Annotated in this window: 14 protein-coding genes; 11 read left to right on the forward strand and 3 right to left on the reverse strand. The window is 64.9% G+C overall.

Going from position 1 to position 21,900, the window contains the following annotated elements; genetic code table 11:
- The first annotated feature begins 200 nt into the window (after window positions 1-200).
- The 6 genes from BUS42_RS43745 to BUS42_RS20150 all read left to right on the forward strand — a co-directional run bounded on the left by BUS42_RS43745 (window position 201) and on the right by BUS42_RS20150 (window position 7,749).
- Window positions 201-1,103 carry a hypothetical protein gene (locus BUS42_RS43745; RefSeq protein WP_159452263.1) on the forward strand — a complete coding sequence of 301 codons (903 nt, stop codon included), beginning with the start codon at window positions 201-203 and terminating at the stop codon, window positions 1,101-1,103.
- Between the two features lie 42 nt (window positions 1,104-1,145).
- Window positions 1,146-3,641: a hypothetical protein gene (locus BUS42_RS42895; protein WP_143206392.1), complete on the forward strand. Its 2,496-nt coding sequence runs from the start codon at window positions 1,146-1,148 to the stop codon at window positions 3,639-3,641.
- Window positions 3,642-3,951: 310 nt separating this feature from the next.
- On the forward strand, window positions 3,952-5,232 hold the full coding sequence (locus tag BUS42_RS20135; RefSeq protein WP_074309138.1) for an FAD-dependent oxidoreductase: 1,281 nt from the start codon (window positions 3,952-3,954) through the stop codon (window positions 5,230-5,232).
- A gap of 110 nt (window positions 5,233-5,342) precedes the next feature.
- Window positions 5,343-5,765, forward strand: coding sequence for a response regulator (locus tag BUS42_RS20140; RefSeq protein ID WP_074309139.1), 423 nt, complete (start codon window positions 5,343-5,345; stop codon window positions 5,763-5,765).
- A 226-nt stretch (window positions 5,766-5,991) separates the two neighbouring features.
- Window positions 5,992-6,867 carry an aspartyl protease family protein gene (locus tag BUS42_RS20145; protein ID WP_074309140.1) on the forward strand — a complete coding sequence of 292 codons (876 nt, stop codon included), beginning with the start codon at window positions 5,992-5,994 and terminating at the stop codon, window positions 6,865-6,867.
- Between the two features lie 3 nt (window positions 6,868-6,870).
- Complete coding sequence (locus tag BUS42_RS20150; protein WP_074309143.1) at window positions 6,871-7,749, forward strand: PDZ domain-containing protein; 879 nt, start codon at window positions 6,871-6,873, stop codon at window positions 7,747-7,749.
- Window positions 7,750-7,819: 70 nt separating this feature from the next.
- On the opposite strand, the gene BUS42_RS20155 is transcribed toward BUS42_RS20150, so the two are convergent.
- Window positions 7,820-10,333 (reverse strand): sigma-70 family RNA polymerase sigma factor, encoded by a 2,514-nt coding sequence (locus tag BUS42_RS20155; protein WP_074309145.1) that lies wholly within the window; start codon window positions 10,331-10,333, stop codon window positions 7,820-7,822.
- A gap of 276 nt (window positions 10,334-10,609) precedes the next feature.
- On the opposite strand from BUS42_RS20155, the gene BUS42_RS20160 reads away from it, so the two are divergent.
- The 5 genes from BUS42_RS20160 (at window position 10,610) to BUS42_RS20185 (ending at window position 17,499) form a co-directional block, all read left to right on the forward strand.
- Window positions 10,610-11,692, forward strand: coding sequence for a DnaA/Hda family protein (locus BUS42_RS20160; protein WP_074309146.1), 1,083 nt, complete (start codon window positions 10,610-10,612; stop codon window positions 11,690-11,692).
- A gap of 659 nt (window positions 11,693-12,351) precedes the next feature.
- Window positions 12,352-12,537, forward strand: a complete 186-nt coding sequence (locus BUS42_RS20165) for a hypothetical protein (RefSeq protein ID WP_074309147.1) — start codon at window positions 12,352-12,354, stop codon at window positions 12,535-12,537.
- Window positions 12,538-12,611: 74 nt separating this feature from the next.
- A complete protein-coding gene (locus tag BUS42_RS20170) occupies window positions 12,612-13,652 on the forward strand; it encodes a DUF1559 domain-containing protein (protein ID WP_074309148.1) in 1,041 nt (346 codons plus the stop codon).
- A gap of 148 nt (window positions 13,653-13,800) precedes the next feature.
- Window positions 13,801-15,744, forward strand: coding sequence for a glycosyltransferase family 39 protein (locus BUS42_RS20175; protein WP_143206393.1), 1,944 nt, complete (start codon window positions 13,801-13,803; stop codon window positions 15,742-15,744).
- A 324-nt stretch (window positions 15,745-16,068) separates the two neighbouring features.
- Window positions 16,069-17,499, forward strand: a complete 1,431-nt coding sequence (locus BUS42_RS20185) for a tetratricopeptide repeat protein (RefSeq protein ID WP_074309150.1) — start codon at window positions 16,069-16,071, stop codon at window positions 17,497-17,499.
- A gap of 51 nt (window positions 17,500-17,550) precedes the next feature.
- On the opposite strand, the gene BUS42_RS20190 is transcribed toward BUS42_RS20185, so the two are convergent.
- Together BUS42_RS20190 and BUS42_RS20195 are read right to left on the reverse strand one after the other, a co-directional pair.
- On the reverse strand, window positions 17,551-18,540 hold the full coding sequence (locus BUS42_RS20190) for a zinc-dependent alcohol dehydrogenase family protein (RefSeq protein ID WP_074309151.1): 990 nt from the start codon (window positions 18,538-18,540) through the stop codon (window positions 17,551-17,553).
- A gap of 460 nt (window positions 18,541-19,000) precedes the next feature.
- The gene (locus tag BUS42_RS20195; protein ID WP_254053629.1) at window positions 19,001-21,829 is read right to left on the reverse strand and encodes a beta strand repeat-containing protein; all 2,829 of its coding nucleotides are present in this window, start codon (window positions 21,827-21,829) and stop codon (window positions 19,001-19,003) included.
- Window positions 21,830-21,900 lie beyond the last annotated feature (71 nt).

Here is a 21,900-nt window from a genome sequence, read left to right on the forward strand (position 1 = left end):
TTGCTGCCAGAATCCCGACTGCTCACTCTACGGACAACGCGACGCCGGAAACCTCACCGTCTGCGGCCATTTCGGCAAGCTCAACCCCATCCGACTCCTCTACTGCCGAGCCTGCAAGTACCGGTTCTCCGAACGCAAGGGCATCCCGCTGTTCGGCTCCCAACTCCCGACCGACAAGGCCCGTTCGGTGCTCGATCACCTTGCCGAGGGCAACGGCACCCGACAGACCAGCCGGTGCGTCGGCGTCTACCGCGACACCGTCACCCGCCTGGCTCGCCGGGCCGGGCAGCACGCCCACGACGCTCACGACGAGCTCGTGGCTTTTTCCCCCTCGGACCCGAGAAGTCCAGTTCGATGAGAAATGGGCCTTCGTCGCCAAGAAGCAGCGGAACTGCGATCCGGCTGACCCCGCCGATGCTCACAAGGGCGACTACTGGGACCAGGTCGCTTACGACCCCGAACACCGGTTGGTCCTGGCCGTGGTCCCGGGGACTCGCACCCTCGAGAACGCCGAAGCGATTGTCACCGAGGTGAAGCAGCGACTCGGTGGCCGGGCCCCGGATCTGATCACCAGCGACGAGGCGCCGGTCTACAAAACGGTGATCGGAACCACGTTCAGTGAGCCGGTTCCGCCCCCGTCCCGGCGCCGCCAGGGCCGGCCGCGGATCGTGCCGGAACGCCGCTTGCCCCGGGGTTTGAACTACGCGACGGTGCGGAAGCATCGTGAGAAGGGCCGCGTCATTGCCGTGGACCGGGAGCAGGTCTTCGGGACCCCGGACGGGCTGGCCGCGGTGTTGGCCAGGTCTCCGGTCAACCGGAGCGTGAACACGTCGTTCGTGGAGCGACGGCACGGGATGGACCGGGGCCGCAATGCCCGCAAGGCGCGTCGGATCTATCGGTTTAACAAAGACTGGCATGTTCGCGAGCCGATAAGCGATTTCACGTTGTACTGTGACAACTTCTGCTGGGAAGTGCGCACGCTCCGGATCCGGGCTGAGGATGGCCGTTGGCGATCGCGCACGCCGGCGATGGGGGCAGGCCTGGCCGATCGTGTCTGGTCGCGAGACGAATGGCTCAGCTTCCCGACCATTCAAGTTGCATAGGACGCCACCGTTTCCGGTCGGACAACGAAATAGGAAAACTTCATGAGACTTCTCGTGGTCACGCTCTGTTGCTTCGTCGCTCCGCCGATCGTTCGGGCCGATCCCGCCGAGGATGCTGCGATCCAGGCGATAAAACAGCTTGGCGGGGAGGTCGAACAGTTCGGCAAAGTCGTTGGTCTCTGGCGCATGAAGTTGACGGCCGCTCAACTCAAGGAGCTGTCGGCCCTCAAGAACCTCAGCACTCTCAAGCTCTGGGAGATGCAGGTGGCGGACGCCGGCATGAAAGAACTGGCAGCCCTCAAGAACCTCACCACCCTTGGCCTCACTAATTCGACGGTGGCGGATGCCGGCATGCAGGGGCTGTCGGCCCTCAAGAACCTCACCACCCTCAACCTCTCTGGGACGGAGGTGACGGACGCCGGCATGAAGGAGCTGTCGGCCCTCAAGAACCTCACCTCCCTCAACCTCTCTGGGACGGAGGTGACGGACGCCGGCATGAAGGAGCTGTCGGCCCTCAAGAACCTCACCACACTTGGCCTCCTTCGGACGAGGGTGACGGACGCCGGCATGAAGGAGCTGTCGGCCCTCAAGAACCTCACCTCCCTCGACCTCTCCGGGACGGAGGTGACGGACGCCGGCTTGAAGGAGCTGTCGGCCCTCAAGAACCTCACCACACTTGGCCTCCCTCGGACGAGGGTGACGAGTGCCGGCTTGAAGGAACTGTCGGCCCTCAAGAACCTCACCACCCTTGACTACGATGGGATCGGTCCCTACACCGCCGTCGCTCCGGAAAAAGGCCCGAGGCCGTCGGTGGTGGACGCCGGCTTGAAGGGGAACGTGGACCTCAAGAGCTATACGGCCCTTAACCTCTCCTGGTCCGATGTGACTGACAACGGCTTGAAGGAACTCGCGGCCTCCAAGAACCTCACCTCCCTTGGCCTCTCTTCTACGGAGGTGACGGACGCCGGCTTGAAGGAACTGTCGGCCCTCGAGAACCTCACCACCCTTGGCCTCTCCTGGACGAGGGTGACGGACGCCGGCTTGAAGGAGCTGGCGGTCCTCAAGAACCTCACCTCCCTTGGTCTCTCTTCTACGGAGGTGACGGACGCCGGCTTGAAGGAACTGTCGGCCCACAAGAGCCTCACCTCCCTTGCACTCTATAATAATGGGAAGGTGACGGACGCCGGCTTGAAGGAACTGTCGGCCCTCAAGAACCTCACCTCCCTTGACATCTCCGGGACGAGGGTGACGGACGCCGGTTTGAAGGAGCTGTCGGCCCTCAAGAACCTCACCACTCTCGGTCTCGCCATGACGGAGGTGACGGACGCCGGCTTGAAGGAGCTGGCGGTCCTCAAGAACCTCACCACCCTTGACCTCTCTTTTGCGTCCGTGACGGACGCCGGCTTGAAGGAACTGCCGGCCCTCAAGAACCTCACCTCCCTTGACCTCACTGCTACGGGGGTGACGGACGCCGGCTTGAAGGAACTGTCGGCCCTCAAGAACCTCACCTCCCTCGACCTCAGCGGTGCAAGGGTGACGGACGCCGGCATGAAGGAGCTGTCGGCCCTCAAGAACCTCACCATCCTCGGCCCCATTAAGCCGACGGTGGCGGACGCCGGCATGAAGGAACTGGCGGCCCTCAAGGACCGCGGCATAAAGGAACTGGTGGCCCTCAAGAAGCGCACCCTCCTTGACCACGGTGGGGTCGGTCTGCCCATCGCCGTCACTCCGGAGGCAGCCCCGAAGCCCTCCCTGACCGACGCCGGCGTGAAGGAGCTCGCGGCCCTCAAGAACCTCACCACTCTGAATCTCACCATGACGGAGGTGACCGACGTCGGCTTGAAGGAGCTGTCGGCCCTCAAGAACCTCACCACCCTCGACCTCTCCGGGACGGAGGTGACGGACGCCGGCATGAAGGAAGTGTCGGCCCTCGAGAACCTCACCACCCTTGGCCTCTCCGGGACGAGGGTGACGGACGCCGGTTTGAAGGAGCTGCCGGCCCTCAAGAACCTCACCACCCTCGACCTCCGAGGGCCCATCGATGGGGAGTTGCGCCTCGGTGAAGTAGGATATTGGGAGCGGTTGCTGACGGACGCCGGGGCGAAGGAGCTCGCGGCCCTCGAGAGCCTTACCGCTCTTGACCTCTCTGAGAACAACGTGACGGCCGCTATCTTGAAGGAGCTCGCGGCCTCCAAGAACCTCATCGCCCTCAACCTCTCTGGTACGAAGGTGACGGACGCCGACTTGAAGGAACTTGCGGCCCTCCGGAACCTCCGCATCCTCTACCTTTCAGATTGCGTGAATCTGACGGATGACGGACTCAAGCAACTTGCGGCCCTCAAGAACCTCACTACCGTGGATCTCCTGATGACCGTGGTTTCGGATACGGGGTTGATGGAACTTTCGGCAATCCCGGGGCTGGCCCACCTTCGAGTGGCGGGCACCGCAGTTTCGAACGCCGCAGAGAAGGAGTTTGTACGGAGAAATCCCAAGTGCGACCTGTCCGTTCCCTCGTGGTCAGAAGCAATAAAGCGATGATGGTTTTCGAGCTGGGCCGCGCCGTCCGTGAGGCGTCTCCGGCAGTGCGGCCCCGGCACCTTTTGCAAGCATGAGCGAAGGAACGAAGTAAGCCTCCGATCCGGCCGTTGGCCGCAGAGCGAGCGATCGGGATTCCGGCGGCGGAAGCGCGAGAGGTCGACTATGGATGAGGCCCGCTCCCGAGGGTCGCCGCTCGAAGGATCATCGGGCGCAATCCTCAGGATAAGTTAGGGTTGAATGACACGCAATCGCTCTGAAACATGACCCGAGGAACAGGGTCGGTGAAATTGGATAATTAAGAGGAAGTGATATGCCAACGAATCCCAATGCCCTGGAATCAGCCGCGCTCACTGGGGACGAAGTTTGCGCCGTGCGGGAGACGACCTGCTGCATTGTCGGCGGCGGACCGGCGGGGGTGATGCTGGGGTACTTGCTGGCGCGACGAGGGGTGCCGGTCTTGGTGCTCGAGTCGCACAAAGATTTTGATCGCGACTTCCGGGGCGACACGATCCAGCCCTCGACGTTGGAAGTTCTCGACCAGTTGGGCTTGGCCGATCGGATGTTGGAGACGATCCCTCACGGCCAGATCCGCGGCTTGAAGGTGACGACGCCGACCGGGGACTTGACCCTGGCGGACATCAGCCGGCTCCAGACAAAGTATCCGTATATCGCGACGCTTCCCCAGGCCCAGTTTCTCGAGTTCCTCGTCGAGGAGGCGCGCCAGTTCCCCAGCTTCGGGCTGGTCATGGGGGCCAACGTGCAGCGACTCGTCCAGGAGGAGGGCGCTGTCCGCGGGATCCGCTATCGCGGTCAAGACAACGGCTGGCACGAAGTGAGGGCCGCGCTCACGGTGGCGGCCGACGGCCGCTTCTCCAAGATTCGCGGCCTGGCCGGGCTCGAGCCGGTCAAGACGGCGCCCCCGATGGACGTCGCCTGGTTCCGCTTGCCGCGGCGGCCGGACGATCCCCGAGACCTCGGCTCGCTTGCCATTCACAACGGCCACTTCGCGGTCGTGTTGGAGCGTGCTGAGGAATGGCAGGTGGGCTACGTGATTCTCAAGGGGAGCTTTCAGCAGCTCCGAGGAGGCGGTCTGGAGCGGCTGCACCGTTCGTTCGCCGAGCTGGTGCCCTGGCTGGCGGACCGGGTCGAGCTCTTGACCGACTGGAAGCAGGTTGCGGTGCTCTCGGTCGAGTCGAGCCGACTCACGCGCTGGCACGAGCCCGGGCTCTTGTTGATTGGCGACGCGGCCCACGTCATGTCTCCCGTGGGAGGGGTCGGGATCAACGTGGCCATTCAGGACGCCGTGGAGGCGGCCAACCTGCTCGCCGCGCCGCTCCAGGAAGATCGGCTCCAGGAGCAGGATCTGGCGGCCGTCCAGGCAAGGCGCGAGTGGCCCGTCCGGGTGATCCAAGGGTTCCAGGAACGGATGCAAAAGATCATCGTCGCCCAGGCCCTCCAGTCAGGGAAGCCGTTTCGCCTGCCCCTCCTGCTTCGCGTCTTGCTCCGGCTGCCAATCCTCCGTAACATTCCGGCCCGAATGATCGCGTTCGGCGCCCGTCGGGTCCGGGTCGAGGAGCCTTCCCCGCGATAGTTCTTCGAATCACCCGTCTCATGGACTGGGATTTGCATGCATGGTTCCTCTTGAAAGTCTGATCCTAGCCTTTAGGGTGCATAATTTTGCATGCACGCTGGGTACATTCCATGATCGTTGGTGAAGGCCATGTTCTGATTGTTGAGGATAGCCTGGCGATGGGTTATGCGTTGCGGGCTCAGTTCCAGGCGTTCGGGTGGGAGGTCAGGTTGTCCCGGACCGTGGCCTCGGCGCTGGAGAACCTCGATCCGCCGCCCGATTGGATCCTTCTCGACCTCTGGCTGTCCGACGGCGACGGCGAGGATGTGCTTCGCCACGTGCGGGAGGCGGGGATTCCCTCCCACGTGGCCGTCATTTCGGCCGGGCTCGATCCCGAGCGGATCGCCAGCCTGGAACCGCTGAAACCCGACCTGATGCTCCCGAAACCGATCAGTTTCGAGAAGCTGCTCGAGGCCTGCCAATCGGCTCACTCCTCGGTGGGCCAGGCCGAACCCAAGGCCGCCAGCTCGTCTCCGCTTCGACGCTCGGTCTGAGGCGCTCCACTCCACCCCGCAGCGCGGCCGACCGCTCCTCACGGATCTCTCGGCCTTCCGACCTGGCCCTCGGATTCGAGCGAGAATCGAGCCGCCGCGCGCGGTGGGCCCACGCCTCTTTCGGCCGGCCGCGGTTTCCGGGCGACTGGTCGGCGTATAGACTGAGATGGTACGATCGCGTTCGGTTTACAGCAGAGAATTCGGGCATCGAAGGCGACATGCTCCCATGAATCGACGGCTCTCACGGCTTGGTCTGTTGCTGGCCCTGGCGGCTCTGGCCCCGGCTCCCGACGCAAATCGGGACCGGCAAGTCGGCGAGTCGTTCCAGGTTCCCTACCGCCTCACCGACACCAATCACTTCCTGGTCCGAGTCCGGATCAACGGCAAAGGCCCGTTCAACTTTCTGGTCGATACCGGGGCCCCCGCGCTCTACGTGGCGACCGAGACGGCCAAAAAGATCGGCCTGGAGCCTGAGAAGGAGGCATTCTGGACTCAGGTCGACCGCCTCGACTTCGAGGGCGGAGCCAGTTTGACCAACCTCAAGGCGCGGGTGGAAGACCCGTTCCAACTGGTCGGCATGAATGCCCTGGGACTCCCCGGCGCGTCGATCGACGGCATCCTCGGGTTCACGGTCCTGGCCCGGTTTCGGCTCGAGCTCGATCCCACCCGGGACCGGATGACCTGGACCCGGCTCGCCTTCGAGCCGAGGGACCCCCCTGCCCCCGACCGCCGACCGGGGGACGGCCCGCCGGCCGAGATGCAGGCGATGAACTTGCTGGGCCCGGTTGCCAAGTTCGCCGCCGCCCTGGTGGGCAAGCAGCCCGAAGAGGAATTGCACCCGCGCGGATTCCTCGGCCTGGAACTGGCCGAGGCCGCCGATAACGGCCTGCGCGTGGACCGTGTCCTGGCCGACACCCCCGCGGCGAAAGCGGGCGTTCAGGCGGGCGATCAAGTCGTCCGACTGCTCAACCGCAATGTCAAGAGCCTGAAGGCTGCCCTCGAGGCGGTTGCCGAGGTCAAGCCCGGCGATCGCGTCCCCCTGTCCGTCCGCCGCGGCCCGGCGACCCAAGAGCTGACACTCACCGCCGGGGAGGGATTCTGAACCATGAATGTGTCAATGACTTCAGTCTTGTCTCATCGGACCCTGATTCTCGCGACCGCGCTGGCCGGACTCGTGGCGTTCGGAGCCGGCCCGGCCCCGGTGGAACCGGCGCAGAAGCCGAAGGCTTCCGGCCAGAAAGGGACGGTCCCGTTTGAGATGCTCGCGACCAACCACATGGTGGTCCGGGCCAAGATCAACGGCAAAGGGCCGTTCGACCTGATCTTCGACGTCGGAGCGCCGATCACGTTGCTCACCAACAAGGCGTCGCTTGAGTCGGGCACGATCAAGGCCGATGCGCCTCGGTCGTTCCTGTTTTCGATCCGGGGGGAGGCGGATGTCAAGAAGCTCGAGATGGGCGAGATGACGGCCGAAAACGTCCCCGTGATCGTCCTCGACCACCCGCTCTTGAAGGCGATGGGGGATATGCTCGACCGTCCGCTCGACGGGATCATCGGCTACACCTTCTTCGCGCGGTATCGGACGACGATCGACTACCAGGCGCATCGGATGACGTTCGAGCCGGTTGACGGCCCGGTGCGGAACCTCATGAAGGACCTTCCCGACCGCCTGGCCGGCCCTCGAGTCGCCCGCCACCGGACCCTCGCCCCGAGCGCACTCTGGGGCCTGAGCGTGGGAGACCCGGTCGATGGCCTGAGCTCGCCCGGCGTGCCGATCCGGTCGATTGTGGCCGACTCGCCCGCCGCGATTGCCGGCCTGAAGCCGGGCGACGTCCTGACCACCCTCGACGGCCGCTGGACCACCTCGATCACCGACGTCTACGCCGCCGCCGCGGGCGTCCCCGCCGGCCGCGAAGCGCCCGTAATCGTGCTCCGTGACGGCAAGGAATTGACCCTGACGGTCAAGCCCGTGGCGGGCCTCTAAATTGTAGGGTGGGCACGGCCCACCAGGTTTCGCCCCTGAGGATGAACGGTCATCCTCAGGGGAAGCCGCTCTAGCTCTGATCCTTCTTCCATGTTGGGAGTACGACGTCTCCGAGGTCTTTCACTTCACCTGGCCCAACCTGCACGCCTTTCAGAATCGGCCCGGTCGCCTTGTTGGGGGCGTCTCCGAGGGCGTCGTATTTCACGCCCGGGACGAGGCCCTCGAGGCGGAATCGCCCCTGGCCGTCGACCGTCGGTTTTTCAACAAGGTCGCCAGCCTCGGGGTCGGGGCGCTCGCGGGTTTCGCTGAAGATCTCCAAGTCGGTCCGGGGTTTCCCTTCCTCGTCGACGACCCGGCCGATCACGGTGCCCCAGGGTTGAAGTTTCGCGGTGAGTGGACCCGTCTCGTTACCGCGCAGGGCGAGCGAACCGGCGAGTTTGCGGCCGCGATGGATGAAGTCGAGCCGGTAACGGCCCGAGGGCAGTCCGGTGACCACGAAGGTCGGGTCCCCCGGGGTTTGTTGCGGCATCTGTAAGAGGTCGAGGGTGCGGACCTCGACTCCGTTTCCGAAGAGGAGGGGCTGGCCGTCGGAATCGACGATCGTGCCCGTGACCGTGCGGCCCGGATCGGCCTCGAGATTGAGGTCGACGACATCCTTCCCGGGTGCTGAGTTGATCTCCGCGATGACGTGCTGGTTGCTTGGCATCAAATAGGAGGGATAGGTGATGAAGGCTCCGTGAGATCGATTGAAGCCCTTGATCGAGTCGGTACCGAGACCGTGGAGGTATCGCTCTTCCTTCGCCCGGGCCGCGATGAGGCCGCGACCCGGCAGGGCCGCGATCGTGAACCGGCCGTCACTCCCCGAGATCGGGACCCGATTCTCCTGGGTATTCTGCCGGAAGTTCGGAAACTCGCCCAGGTACGCGTTATCCTGAAAGGCGTTGTAGATGACTTTGCCTGCGAGGGGCCGTCCCGTGGCCTTGTCGGTCAGACGCCCGCGCACGAGGATCCCGCGTTTCAGGGTCATATCGAAGGTGAACGGGCTTGGTTTGGGCTCGATGGCCGGCGAGTCGAACGTGCCGTTCACATAAGGCTGGCCGATCGGGGCCTCGGTGAAGAGCCTGATCCCGCGCGAGAGTGACAGGCCTTGGATCCGGTATCGTCCCTGGGCGTCCGAGGTCGCCTCGACATCGTGCGTCGGGATCAGGCTCCCGCTGAGAATGGGCATCCCGGTGATGTGGACCCCGGGGATCGGGGCGCCGGTGTCCTTGTCGCGGATGGTGCCGACGATCGGTCGCGCCGGGGCGGCGGCGTGGTCGAACCGGGCACCGTAGTAGATGATCGCCTGGCGGTCGCCCGAGCGCGGGTCCTTGGTGCGGATCGTGGGGACGTCGCGGGTCAGGATGTATGCCTCGGTCGTCTCGATCCCCGGTCCGGCGATCGAGGCCACGGCGATGCAGTCGCGGGGCATTCCGTCGATCCGGAACCGGCCGTCGCGTCCGGTGGTGGCCGAGAACCGCTCGCGACTGTTTGTGGTGTTCAGCCCGTACGGCTTTTTGCTAAACCGCTTGATCGTGTCGATCCAGGCATCGAGCTTGCCGTCGGGGGGGGTGTATACCCATTTGACCTTGGCCGTCGCGCCAGCGACCGGACGCCCTTCGAGGTCGAGGATCCGTCCCTCGACGCGGTCCGTCGGCTCGTGGGTTGGGACCACTGGCGCCGTGGGAACCTGCCGGGCTGGAGCCTCCTGCTTTGCAATCGGCCGGGCCGGGTCGGTCTGATCCAACTCATAGATCACTGTGGCCAGCGTGGTCCCGAGGACCAGTACGGCCGCCCCTGCGACCTTGAGCCGGGTCAGGATCCAGCCGCGTGAGACCGCCCTCACCAGGGCCGAGGCCGCACCCGACGCGCCGCCAGCCACGGCCTGGACGGTGGTTGTGACCAGCGTTTGCGGGACGGCCATTGGAGGTGCAAGCGGAACGGCGAGAGTGATCCCCCGCCGGGTCAGCCGGTTCCGGAGCAACTGACGCCCCTTGGCCAATCGACCGCGGAGCGCCCCTTCGGTCCAGCCGAGCCGCTCGGCGGCCTGGTCACGGGTCATCCCCTCGAGGTCGCAGAGGACCAACGGCAGACGGAGCCGCTCGGGAAGTCGCTCGATTTCCTCGTGAAGCAATCCGCCGAGGTCGTCGGCCGCCGGGCGCTCGGCGCCCCGCAAACCACCCGCGGCGCTCTCGACGTCGCGGCGGCGGGCGGCGGCGGCCCCGGCCTGGAGCGCGACCCGGTAGGCGACCCGGTGCAGCCAGCCCCCGAGTGCCTCGCCGCCTTGGATCGATCCCCCCTTGCGAAAGAGGAGCACGAACGTCGCCTGGAACGCGTCGTCGGCCGCATTCGGATCCTTCAACACGGCCCGGCAGGTGTTCCGGACCATCGCGCCGTGCCGTTCCACCAGCGCGGTGAACGCGGCCTCGTCGCGGCGGGTGACAAACCGTTCGAGCAAGCGGGCGTCGGATACGCCCGTGAACGTCCCCTCCTCGAGCAGGCGTTGGATCTGCCCGAGTGTCCCCGACCCCGATGCCGTCGGCATTGCGCCTCCTCGGTCTTTTTGTCTTCGGTTCGAATGAGGCCCCACCCATGAGAGAGCCGGCGCTGGCAAGACGGCAAAAGATTCTTGGCAAGAAATCAGGTGGGTCAGGATCGTCCTTTGATTTTGACCGCTCTTGCCGTTCGGGGGCAACTCTCCGCTTATTAGGAAACCCCTCCGTCTCGGGTTGACCTTCGCGCTTCGGTCCTGGCGTGTTAGGACTGTCGTCGCGGTCTTCTCGAGCTCAGATCAAGATAGACGATGGCGGGAGGCCTAAGGATGGACTTCTCGTCCTTGCGGAACGGCCTGGTTCCGGCGGAGACGGTCCCCCCCCACCCCTGGGACGGGTTTCTGACCGGCCCGGAGAACGACCTGGCGCATGCGAGCGTGCTGGCCCTGGCGCGAGGCGATGGCCCGGGCCTTTCGCCGCTGGTCTTGCACGGGCCGGCCGGGGTCGGCAAGTCGAGGCTGCTGGCGGGCCTGGTGTCGGAGCGACTGCTTCGGCATCCGGAGTCGGCGGTGGCGCACATGGAGGCCGAAGCGTTTGCCGCGGCCTGTGCGGAGGCGGCCGGGCAGAATGGGGGCTGGGCCGAGCTCCGTAGCCGGTTCCGAGGGCTCGACCTGTTCGTGCTCGAAGACCTGCACGCCCTGGAGCGCGCTCCGTTGGCCCTGACGGAATTGACCCACACGCTCGACGCCCTGGATGAGGCGGGGTCGAGCGTCGCGGTCTCCGCGCGAGTGGGGCCGGGTCAGTGGTCCGGGTGGCCTCCGCGCCTGGTTAACCGCCTGGTCGGGGGCCTGGCCGTCCGGGTCGATCCCCCAGGGCTGGCCTCGCGCCGGCGGTACTTGCTCGACCGCGCCCGGTCGCGCAAGATCAATCTTTTGGCCGAGGCGGTCGACTCGCTGGCCGAGGCGGCTGACGGCTACCGGACCCTCGACGGCTGGCTCGCCAAACTCGCGCTGGAGTCGCGCGTTGAGCGCAAGCCGCTCGACCGCCAACTCGTCACCCCCTTGATCGACGGCGAAGCCGCCGACCCGGACCTGACGATCGACCAGATCGCCCGGGCGGTCGCGACGAAGTTCGGCGTCACGCTGCGCGACCTCCGCTCGAGCACCCGCCGCAAGACGGTTGCCGAGCCGAGGCACCTGGCAATGCATCTGGCGCGGAGCTTGACCAGCCTGAGCTTCCAGGCCATCGGCACCTATTTCGGCGGTCGCGACTCCGCGACCGTCCGCCACGCCTGCAAGGCCGCCGCCGCCCGCCTCGCCGCCGACCCGGCCTTGGCCTCGGCCACCGCAACGCTCGCCCGCCGCTGGAGCCCGGGCGAGTCGGGCGGGACGCCCTCCGTCTCGAGCGTGTGACGAAATCCGACCGGTTGTTTCGAATTCTTCCGGCACCCATCAATGGGGTGGCCAGGGGCATCGACCGGTCGGCTCGACAGTCATTTGCTCGAGCCTTGGACTTCCTGGTGTCTGCGAGATTCGGACTTGATGGAGCCGGCGTCTGCCTCCATCGATTTCGTGTGTCACATCTTACAGATGTAAATTATTGTAGGCCTACCATTTGGCGTCGACGAATTCGCCGGGTGCACCACTCCGTTCGCAGTTTTGGGCCGAGAGGTAGAGGCAGCCATGTGTTTCCATGCGTTCGATCGCTTGCGCACGTATATGGGTGGGCCGAGTCAATGAGTTGGTCACGGGCTTTGAGGCGTGCCTGATCCGGATTCATGAAGATGGCTGTTCTCTTGATCTGAGCAATCCTCTTGGTTTGGTCACGGATGTTCTGCCGTAAAGGAACTCTCTCCCTAAGAATTTCGGATTGTTGTAACGTGTTGATAGCAAAGGAAGTCAGCGGGTTTGGCGACAAGTGACCCGTCGGGAATGATTGAGCCTTGTGTCGAGTTGCTTGAATTCAAACGTCATGCTTGCTAGCCTGCTGTCTAATCTTCATCCAACAACGTTTTCTCGTGTTAGGTGCTTTCGCAATGTGCGGATCCGCTCGATTGCCGAAATGTTTCCTCATGCTTGCGATTCCCATCGGCTGCATTGTGTGGTTGGCCGGTTGCGATTCGACGGGGTCGGAGGGCGTCCGTGTGGGGGGTGCCGCCGTGGATCCCGCCGTCGAGGCGGCCAACGCCGCTGCCTCCCAGGGCAACGCCGATCTTGCCTCGAAGAAAGCCGATGGCGCATCGAAGAAGCCCAAGTGATCGTCCGCCTTATCTTGTTTGTAGGGACGTCGTTTCCTCTCATTTTTCGCGTTATCTAATGAGGATTCCTCCCAATGAGATTACGCTCACGCCGCGGTTTTACGCTGATCGAATTGCTGGTGGTCATCGCCATTATCGCCGTTCTGATCGCCCTGCTTCTGCCGGCCGTCCAGGCGGCACGCGAGGCCGCCCGGCGGTCCCAGTGCACCAACAACCTCAAGCAACTGGGACTGGCCCTCCACAACTACCATTCGACTCACACCACGTTTCCCATCGGGATGTCAAAGAATCCGTACGCGAACACCTGCGGGACGGGTGGGCTGGACTACCGAGGGTGGGCGGGTTGGAGCGCCCAGGCGCAGATGCTTCCTCAGATGGAGCAGATGGCCGTGTATAACGCCTGCAACTTCTCCTGGAACCCGATGCAGGATTCGTGCGGTCTGACGATCGCCTCGACCACCAACAGCACCGCCACGAACACGATCGTCTCGACGTTCCTCTGTCCGTCGGACCCGAATTCGGGGACCTCGCGGATTAACAACTACCAGGCGAGTCGAGGGCCCAACTCGCAGCAGAACCCGGAGACCGTCCCGGGGCTGTTCGCCCGCTACACCTCGTATGGGCTGAAGGAGACGACCGACGGGTCGTCGAACACGATCGCCTTCTCCGAGGTCTTGGCAGGTAAGGGGGCCATGAAAAACGGCTATCGGGGTAACGTCCCGACAGCCGTGAACACGGCAACCTATGCGGTTTACAATGTGGCCACCATCCAGGCGACCGTTCCGACGATGCTCAGCGGGTGCGCGGCCGCCTTCAAGACTGGTACGAGTATCGGGGAAGACAACGGCTATCGCTGGTCCACCGGCCGCCAGGGCTACACGCTGTTCAGCACCGTCGCCACCCCGAACGCCTCCTTCGGCGGCTGCCGGATGGATTCCGGGGCCGGCTCGGATTCTCAGCACATCACGAACGCCTCCAGCGCCCACTCCGGAGGAGTCAACGTCCTCATGGCCGACGGCAGTTCCCGGTTCATCAAAGACACCGTCAACCAGGTGACCTGGTGGTCCTTGGGCAGCAAGGACGGTGGTGAGGTCATCAGCGCGGACAGTTTCTGAACGTAGGGTGAATCGCCACCCGGGCTGACATGCCATGCCATGGTATGGCCCCCGAGCGATGTCTCCTCAACGTGATCGAATCGGGGCCGACCAGGGCGAGTCGATCGTCTTGGCCGGCCTCGCGTGCATGTCAGGTGCGAGATTTCTCATGGCGTCGTCTCACCGTGAGCCCGGCGTCGCGAGGCGCTGGCTTCGACTTCCTCCTTGGCTTGTTGCGGACCTGGTCTGGGCGCTCGCGATCGGGCTTCTGGGGCTGGGCCTGCGGATCGCCTGCGCCCGTGAGTTTGTCGCCCATCCCCTCGGTCAGGCCCCTTGGATCGACGAGCAAGCCTACTGGGAGCGGGCGCTCACGATCCTCGGCGGCGGTTGGCTGCCGCAACGGCCCTTCTACCAGGACCCGCTTTATCCCTACCTGCTCGCCGCCCTGATGGCGATCGTCGGGACCGAGTTGGCGACCGTCCGACTTTCCCTGGCTTGCCTCGGGGCGCTGACCCCGGTCTGGGTTTTCTGGGCGGGCCGGATTGGCCTGGGGCGCGCCGAAGGGGTAGTGGCGGGCCTGGCTGTGGCCCTCTACGGCCCCTTGATCTTCACCGACGCCACCCTCGAGAAAGAAGGGATCGGCGCCACGGCCGCCGCCCTGGCGATCGGCCTGACCGCCTGGTCCTGGGGACAACGTCGTGCCTGGCCGGCCTTGGTCGCGGGGTGGGCCTGGGGCTTGGTGACCCTGCTCCGGGCGAATGCTTTGATCGTGGCTCCGCTCGGGGCGATCTGGTGGCTCGTCTGTTCCCGGGGACGGCCCGGGGGGCGGGGGATGGTCCGGGCGGCCGCTTTTCTCGGTGGGTTCGCCCTCGTCATTGCGCCGGTGACCCTGATCAATGCGATGGTCTCCTCCCCTCCCGAGTTCCTGCTGACGACCTGGCAGGCGGGGGCGAACTTCTACATTGGGAACGGGCCTGAGGCCAGTGGGACCTATGCTGAGATCCCGAACGTCCGGTCGCACCCGTTCTTCGAGGCCGACGACTTCGCGGCCGAGGCCCGGCGGCGAGCGGGGCGGCCACTCACTCTCGGTCAAACCTCGCGATATTGGTTTCGGGCGGGCCTCGACCGCTGGACGTCCGCCCCCGCCGCGTCGCTCCGGCTCGTCGCTCGGAAGATCGCCCTCCTGGCGAACGACTATGAGGTCGCGGATAATCAGAACCATGCCTTCGTCCGGGTCGTCGCAGTCCCCGCGCTCGGTTGGGGGATCGTCTCCTTCGGCTGGCTGACGCCTTGGGCGGTCGCCGGGCTCAGGCGTCCGGATCGTTCCCCCTTCTGGTGGTTCCTGGTGCTCACCACGGTCGCGGGGCTGGGCTCGACGGTCGCCTTCTTCGTCGTCGGTCGCTATCGGCTGCCGTGGGTCCCCGGCCTGGCCCTGCTTGGTGCCGCCGGCGCGGTCGACCTGGCTCGCCGCTTCCGGTCGCGAGACTGGCGCGGATTCGCTCTGAGCGTCGTTTTGATGGCGCCGGTGGCTGTCTTGGCCTGGACCCCCACCGCCATTCCGGTCGAGGACCGCTGGGGGCTCGGGCTGAGGCGGTTGGCCCTGGCCTCAATGCGGACCGATCAACTCGACCGGGCGATCGACGCCTTGGATGACGCCAGGGCTCTGGGGTCGCGACCCACGGCCCACCTCGCGACCATGTTGGCTGTCGGGCCCGAGCATGACCTCGTGGCCCGTCATGTGGACGAGGTTCGGCGGTCGGGGCTAGGTCAGGAGCTCCGGCTTGCCCGGCTCCTCCGCCAGATCCCGGAGGGGCGGGCCGAGGCCCGACGGCTCCTCGACGCGGCACTCCGGGACGTCCCCTCCGATCCGCGTGCCCGGGCCGAGCTGGGCGCCTGGTGGCTGGGCGAACTCCAGCATGCGGACCCGCGGCGCCGGGCCGCCGAGGAACTGGCCCGCGCCGCCCGCGGCCCCGACGGCGACGCCTCGGCCGCCATCCTCCTCGCCTTGCTCACCTCCGACCCCTCCCCCCTCAATCGGCCGGCCGACGACAACCTGGCCAGGCGCTCGGCCCGGTGGCGGATCGCCTGGGCCATCCTCGACGATCGGAACTGACCTGACCTCCGAGCCACACGGTCGTTGTCATTGGCCTCTGGGGGCGCATTGCTTTCGGATCCAACGTGATCGTTGGCCAACGGGTGGCATTAAGCCCGGAACGTCGAAGGATTGCGACGAGAAGGCTTGGACTGGTGGGTTTGGGCGTGGACTCGTAGACTCTGAGGTCGAACCTGCTCCTTTCGGATCGCCTCGTGGAATTCTTGGGCGATAAGGAGCAAGCAACCGCTGACCTCAATCAATAGAAGGAGAAAGAGAACTCGACTCAAGCACTGCGGGATGAACAAGTTGCTTTTCATGATAAGAACATGAGGGGTGATCTTCATGAAACTTCCCGATGGACGTTTGCTGGTGGTCGATGACGGTGTTTTGGCGGAGGCCGCGGCGGGGGATGGCCGTCTCGTTCTCTGGCTCCCCGGCGCTCGGGCAGGCGGATTCCGGCACTGGGATCGCGTCGGGTCGGCGGCCGGCGCAACGGTGAGCTCGAGCGACGGCATCGGCTCGATTGCGGCGGTCTTGACCCCGACGCGGCAGCGGACCAGGATCGGTGTTCCGCGTTTTCTTCGACGCCTGGTCGGGGGGAAAGCCGAACCGATCTGGACGCTCCCCGGCGGGGGGATTTGCGAACGCTCCGGGGCGAGGCGGACCGACCTTGTGCTCGCCTGGCCCGAGGACGAAACGGGCACGCTCGAGCTCGACGAGGCTCGGATCAGGGCGCGATGGCCGGCCACGCAGGCGATCCGGCGGATTGGCCGAAACCTCTCGCTGGTTTCCGGCATCGCACCGGCGCCGGTCCAGACCCCGTCGTCGTCAGCCGTAGCGGCGGTGACCGACCTGCCACCGTTGATTCCGACCCGCGAGCTCGCCGCTCATGCGCTGGCCGAAGCGCGACAGGCCGGGGATCATCCCCGCGAGGTCACGGCCTTGATCGACCTTGCCGTCTCCTACCTGCATAAGCTCGACGCTCAGCCCGCGGCATCGCTCCTGGAGGATGCACTGAACGGGGCCCGCCGGCTCGGCGACCGGACTCGGGAGCTCGATGCGCAGGTCAACCTGGCCCAGGCCGCGATCATGCAGGGTCGCCCGGACCTGGCGATCGAGCTGCTCGGCCCGGCGCTCGCCTACGCCCGCGAGATCGGCGACCGGTTCACCGAGAAGGTGGCGCTGGAACGCCTGGGACTGGCGTACCAAGGTCGGGCCGACCACTCGCAGGCCTTGGATCAGTTCGAGCAGGCTCTGGCACTTGCGCGGAGCATGGGCGACACCCAGCACGAGGCCGTACTTCTCTGGTATGCCGGAATCGCGGACGCCGAGCTGGGCCGGCCGGACCGGGCGCTCGCCCGGGGGGAAGAGACCGTCGCCCTGCTCCGCCGGCTGCGGAAACCACAAGCCGAAGAGTACGCCCAGCACTTGGCCGACTATCGGTCGAGCATCGCCGCGGTTGCGCCGGCTTTGAAGGGGGGAGGCGTCTTCGACGCAAGCGTCATCACGACCTATTCACAGCTCCCGTCCCAAGGCTCGACCGCGGCCGGTCCCGGCCTGCTTCGCATGGCGCTGACCGCCACGAAGGCGGCCGTGGCGTTCGCCGGCTCGGGATTCAAGACCGTACCTTTGGAGATCTATCGTGCTCGACTAGCAACATGCTCGCAATGCGAGATGTTCACTGGCGTGCGCTGTCGGGTTTGTGGCTGTATCTCCGCCGCCAAGGCGAGGCTGCCTCACGAGGACTGCCCGGCCGGGAAATGGTCCTCATGATCCCCCCCCCTTCCCTTCCCTTCCCCCCCTCTCGATCCAAGGTGAACTCCGTTAGACCGTAACGACGATCTTGCCGACCTGCTGGTTCGACTCCATGTAACGGTGGGCCTCGACGATCTCCTCGAACGGGAAGGTCTTGGCGATGATTGGCTTGAGGCTTCCAGACGCCAGCCCTTGGTTGACGAATTGCTTCCCACGCTCCAGCCGAACCGGGTCGGTCGTGATCTCCGGGAGTATATAGCCGCGGATCGTGAGGGAATGGCCCAGCACTTCCAACACCGGCAATGGCGTCGGCTCCGGGCTCAGAGCGCCGTAGAGGAACAGGATGCCCGACGGGGTCATCACCTTCACAAGCTTCGCGACGGTGGGTCCACCCACCGGGTCGAACACGACGCGGGCCCCTTTGCCTCCGGTGATCCCGCGGATTTCTTTGACCAGGTCTTGTTCGTCGGTGACGATGACCTCGGACGCCCCCGCGTTGAGCAGGGCCTGCCGCTTCGAACTTCCGCGCGTCAGGGCGATCGGAATCGCTCCCACCCGGTTGGCGATCTGGATGGCGGCCAGGCCGACACTGCTCGAAGCCGCCGGGATCACGACCGCCTCGCCCGCTTTCAGGCCGGCGATGTCGATCAGCGCCCCGTAGGCGGTCATGTATTGCATCCAGATCGACGCGGCCTGTTCCCAGGAGAGCGAGGCGGCGTGGTGCGCCACGGCGTAGGCCGGGACGTTCACGAGGTCGCCGTAGACCCCATACTCGTTCAGGCTGAAGGCCGGGATGGTGCTGACGACGTCACCGACTTTGAACCCTTTGACCCCCTCGCCGACGGCGGTCACCGTCCCTGCCGCCTCGTAGCCATTGCGGGCTGGGAGCCTGGGGTGTTCGATGTACTGGCCACTCCGAAACATCGACTCCGCGCGATTGAGACCCAACGCCTTGACGGCGATCTGGATCTCGCCCTTACCCGGAGGAGGGACCTCGACCTGCTCGATCTTCAGGACTTCGGGCCCGCCGATCTCGTAAAATCGCACGACTCTGGCCATGGTTGACTCCTGATGAAGATCGATTTCCGACAAACTGCCCGTATTCTAGCGGGCGGGGCAATGCAAAGGCTCGAGAAAGTCTCAGAGCGATCGCATCGGGCTGCTCTGTTCTGGCCGATTGATGTCCGGGTCGTAAGTCCTCCACGAGCCCTAGGGAAGAAAGTTATAGGTTGATAATGATTGGGATTGGCGGGTTTTTTGTGAAAATGATATAAAAATAATAGGAATTTGAATGGATGATGTGTGGGCCGCGGACCATCGCCAGATCGTGCTTCGCTCCATCAAGCTCAGCCCCTTGCGGGCCGATCAGGTGGAGCGAGCCGAACTGTGGCGAGGGTCGAGCCTGCCGGGAGCAGGCTCGACGTCAAGCCAGGGGGCTTTGCAACGCCCCCTCTTGATGGGTTGGAGAGAGTCCGATCCGTATGAGTCTTCCGCCGATTGGTGCGATCGGTTTGAACGATCAGGGGATGAACACGATGCCCTGGGATTTCGTCAGGTTGACATTCCCCCGGGCATTCGACGTGATCGTGTTGGCTTTCACCACGGTGCCGGTGCACAGGCCGGTGGCAAAGAGGCCGTAGCCCAGGTTGTCGGCGATCTCATTCCCCAAGATCGCGTTCCGCTGGGAGGATCGTAGGCTCACGCCATTGCCGAGGTTATTGACGATCTTATTCTGCAAGGCGGTCGCCGTGCCTCCGATGATGTTTGACGACGTTTTGCAGGTTCCGAGCAAGATCCCTCCGAGCGTGTTGCCCAGGGCGACGGTGTCGTTGAAATTGGTTCCGATGTAAGTGTGATACACCACGTTCTGATTGGCGTGCCCGACGATCTCGATCCCGTAACCGCGATTCGACGAGATTGTCACTTGGGGTTCGATCGAGGGCTGAAATCCACCGATGGCGTTGCCGTGGGCGTGTCCCGAAATCTTGATGCCGCTGCCTTGATTGGGGATGGGCGTCTGGATCGAAGTGTTGGTTCCGACCGCGGTGTCGACCACCTGCACGCCGGTCGCGTGGCCGCCAAGCTCGATCCCGTTCCCGAGATTGCCCGAGACGATGCAGGTGCGGATCAGGTTGTCGCCACCACTGGATGTGACCAAGATCCCGTTGAGACGATTGGGCGCAGCGTCTCCAAAGGCGTAGATCCCGGCGAAGGTGTTGAACGAGATGAAGCCGCTGGCCTTGTCGCGGACCTCAATGCCGTTGCGATTGTTGCCCGAGATCACGTTGCCAAGCGGGATCACGCCGCCGACTTGCGTGTTCTTGGACGTTCCCGATACCAGGAGGCCATTGCCACCATTGGCGACGATCGTGGCGTTGTTCGCCCCCACGCCCATGAAGTTGGCCTGGACGGTCGTGTCGTTGGAATTGGTGATCCGCAGACCGTTGCCACCATTGCCGCTCAGCACGTTGTAGAACACGAACGGGCTCTGCTGGAAGGTGCAGCCGATCAACTGATTGCCGTCGGCGTGCTCAATCGCCACGCCGTCGAGCCGGTTGCCCAAGGCCGAATTGCCCGAACCATCGGTGCCGACGAAATTCCCGCTCAACAGGGTCCGCGTGGCGCCTTTGTTGATCAGGACACCGTTGCCGTTGTTGCCCGAGATCAGGTTGCCCTGGGGCGGGCGAACGAACACGCTCGCCGTCGGGTCGTTTCCGCCGGTCGCCTGACCGCCGATCAGGTTTCGCGCCGCGCCTTGCGTGACGAGGATCCCGTTCTTCGCGTTGCCCCGTTGGAGGGTGCCGCTGGCATCCGTCCCGATCTGATTCATGGCGATCTGGTTGTCGTTCGACCCGTAGATCCCGATTCCGTTGCCGCGGTTGCCGCTGATGACGTTGGACAGTTGGAATCCGGTGTTGACCGTCGCCTGGTACGAGAAGGTGCCCGAGGCGCCGATCACGAGCCCGACCACCTGGTTGCCGGCCACCGAATTGCTGCTGGTGATGCTGGTGCGCGGATCAACGCCGGGATAGTTGAGATCCACCCATACCCCCGCTCCGAACGAACGGTCGGGATTGCGCCTCACGGTCACCCACGAGCCCTGCGCCGGATTGGTGGAGCCGGCCTGGATCGAGTCGGCATTCAGCGTGTAGACGCCCGATTCGGTACTGCTGATGCCCTCGAAATGGGTGATGAAGTCGCGTCCGATCGGCCCGTTCGGATAGGCGAACGAGGTCCATTGCGTGAATTTCCCGGTCGCGGAGTCGTAATCGACCATATAGCCGTTTGAGAGGCTCCCACTCGAGTCCGCGAGCGTGGAATAGCCGCCGACGATCGTGTAGCTCGTGAGGCCGTTGTGCCAGATGCCGTAGGCCGAGGTGCTCGTGGAGCCCGGATAGACGATGTCGGGCAAGAGCGTGTTCCGGGCGACGTCGTAGAGGAACGCGTGCCCGGTGCCGATCGGCAGGTTCCCCTCCGGACCGTCGGCGTTGCCGACCGCGAGGTCGCCCATCGTGCTGTGGACGTAGGTGAACTTCGCGCCGGGATAGTCGATCGTCCGGTAGTTGCCGCTCTGCCCGAGGTCGGCGGTCGTTCCCTCGAAGAGGAACCCCTGGACGGTGTCATTGCCGGTCTTGTAACTCCCGACCAACCGGAGGGTGTCCCCGGAAACCGTGTCGGGCCCGTAGACGCTCGTGGTCATGGCCCCCGGGTAGTTGACCTGGTAACTCGCACCGCCAACGCCCGAGATGGGTCCATCGTACAAGAGCCCGTTCTGGCTCGACGTTCCGACCATCAGGTACTGGCCGCTCGTGTTGGAAGGGCGGATGCCCTGCCAGCCCGTGACCGGCTGGATGCCCACGGCGTCGGCGTTGTAATAGCTGACGCTCGTCACCGGATCGCGGTGCCCGATCAGGTTGTCGTGCGACGACGCATCGATCCGGATCCCGTCTCCCCGGTTGCCGGCGCTGGTCTTGCCGTCGGCAAGCAGGCCGATGTAGTTGCCTTCCACGGTCACTCGCGAGGCGCGGAGCGTCACGCCCGCATCGCCAGCCTTGACCAGTGAAAGCGACCGGAGGATCGATCCATCGGCCCCTCGCTCGAATCGAAGACCTTTCGAACCCTGGAAATCCACGGTGGTGACCGGTGTGCCGGCAAACGAAGGCGCGGTGGAACCGTCGATGGTCACGGTATCGGTGATTGCAGGGAGCGAGATCCGGCCGACGCGGATCGTGCCGCTGACCTGAAAGTCAATGCTGTCCGAGCCCGGTTGCCCATTGGACTCGAGGATCGCCCGGCGGAGGGAGCCTGCTCCCGCCTGGTTGAGGTTCGTCACCGTGAATGTAGACAAGAGCTGGCGCTCTTCGAGCACTTCAATGCCGCACACCTTCGAATGTATGGAAGCTCGACGCTTTGAACGAT

The sequence above is a fragment of the Singulisphaera sp. GP187 genome (assembly GCF_900129635.1).
Classification (GTDB): domain Bacteria; phylum Planctomycetota; class Planctomycetia; order Isosphaerales; family Isosphaeraceae; genus Singulisphaera.

Excerpts from the sequence above, each read along its gene's own strand:
- BUS42_RS42895 (WP_143206392.1), top strand. The coding sequence starts at position 1,146 with ATGAGACTTCTCGTGGTCACGCTCTGTTGCTTCGTCGCTCCGCCGATC.
- BUS42_RS20140 (WP_074309139.1), top strand. The coding sequence starts at position 5,343 with ATGATCGTTGGTGAAGGCCATGTTCTGATTGTTGAGGATAGCCTGGCG.
- BUS42_RS20155 (WP_074309145.1), bottom strand. The coding sequence starts at position 10,333 with ATGCCGACGGCATCGGGGTCGGGGACACTCGGGCAGATCCAACGCCTG.
- BUS42_RS20175 (WP_143206393.1), top strand. The coding sequence starts at position 13,801 with ATGGCGTCGTCTCACCGTGAGCCCGGCGTCGCGAGGCGCTGGCTTCGA.
- BUS42_RS20190 (WP_074309151.1), bottom strand. The coding sequence starts at position 18,540 with ATGGCCAGAGTCGTGCGATTTTACGAGATCGGCGGGCCCGAAGTCCTG.
- BUS42_RS20165 (WP_074309147.1), top strand. The coding sequence starts at position 12,352 with ATGCTTGCGATTCCCATCGGCTGCATTGTGTGGTTGGCCGGTTGCGAT.
- BUS42_RS20150 (WP_074309143.1), top strand. The coding sequence starts at position 6,871 with ATGAATGTGTCAATGACTTCAGTCTTGTCTCATCGGACCCTGATTCTC.
- BUS42_RS20185 (WP_074309150.1), top strand. The coding sequence starts at position 16,069 with ATGAAACTTCCCGATGGACGTTTGCTGGTGGTCGATGACGGTGTTTTG.
- BUS42_RS20145 (WP_074309140.1), top strand. The coding sequence starts at position 5,992 with ATGAATCGACGGCTCTCACGGCTTGGTCTGTTGCTGGCCCTGGCGGCT.
- BUS42_RS20170 (WP_074309148.1), top strand. The coding sequence starts at position 12,612 with ATGAGATTACGCTCACGCCGCGGTTTTACGCTGATCGAATTGCTGGTG.
- BUS42_RS20135 (WP_074309138.1), top strand. The coding sequence starts at position 3,952 with ATGCCAACGAATCCCAATGCCCTGGAATCAGCCGCGCTCACTGGGGAC.
- BUS42_RS20160 (WP_074309146.1), top strand. The coding sequence starts at position 10,610 with ATGGACTTCTCGTCCTTGCGGAACGGCCTGGTTCCGGCGGAGACGGTC.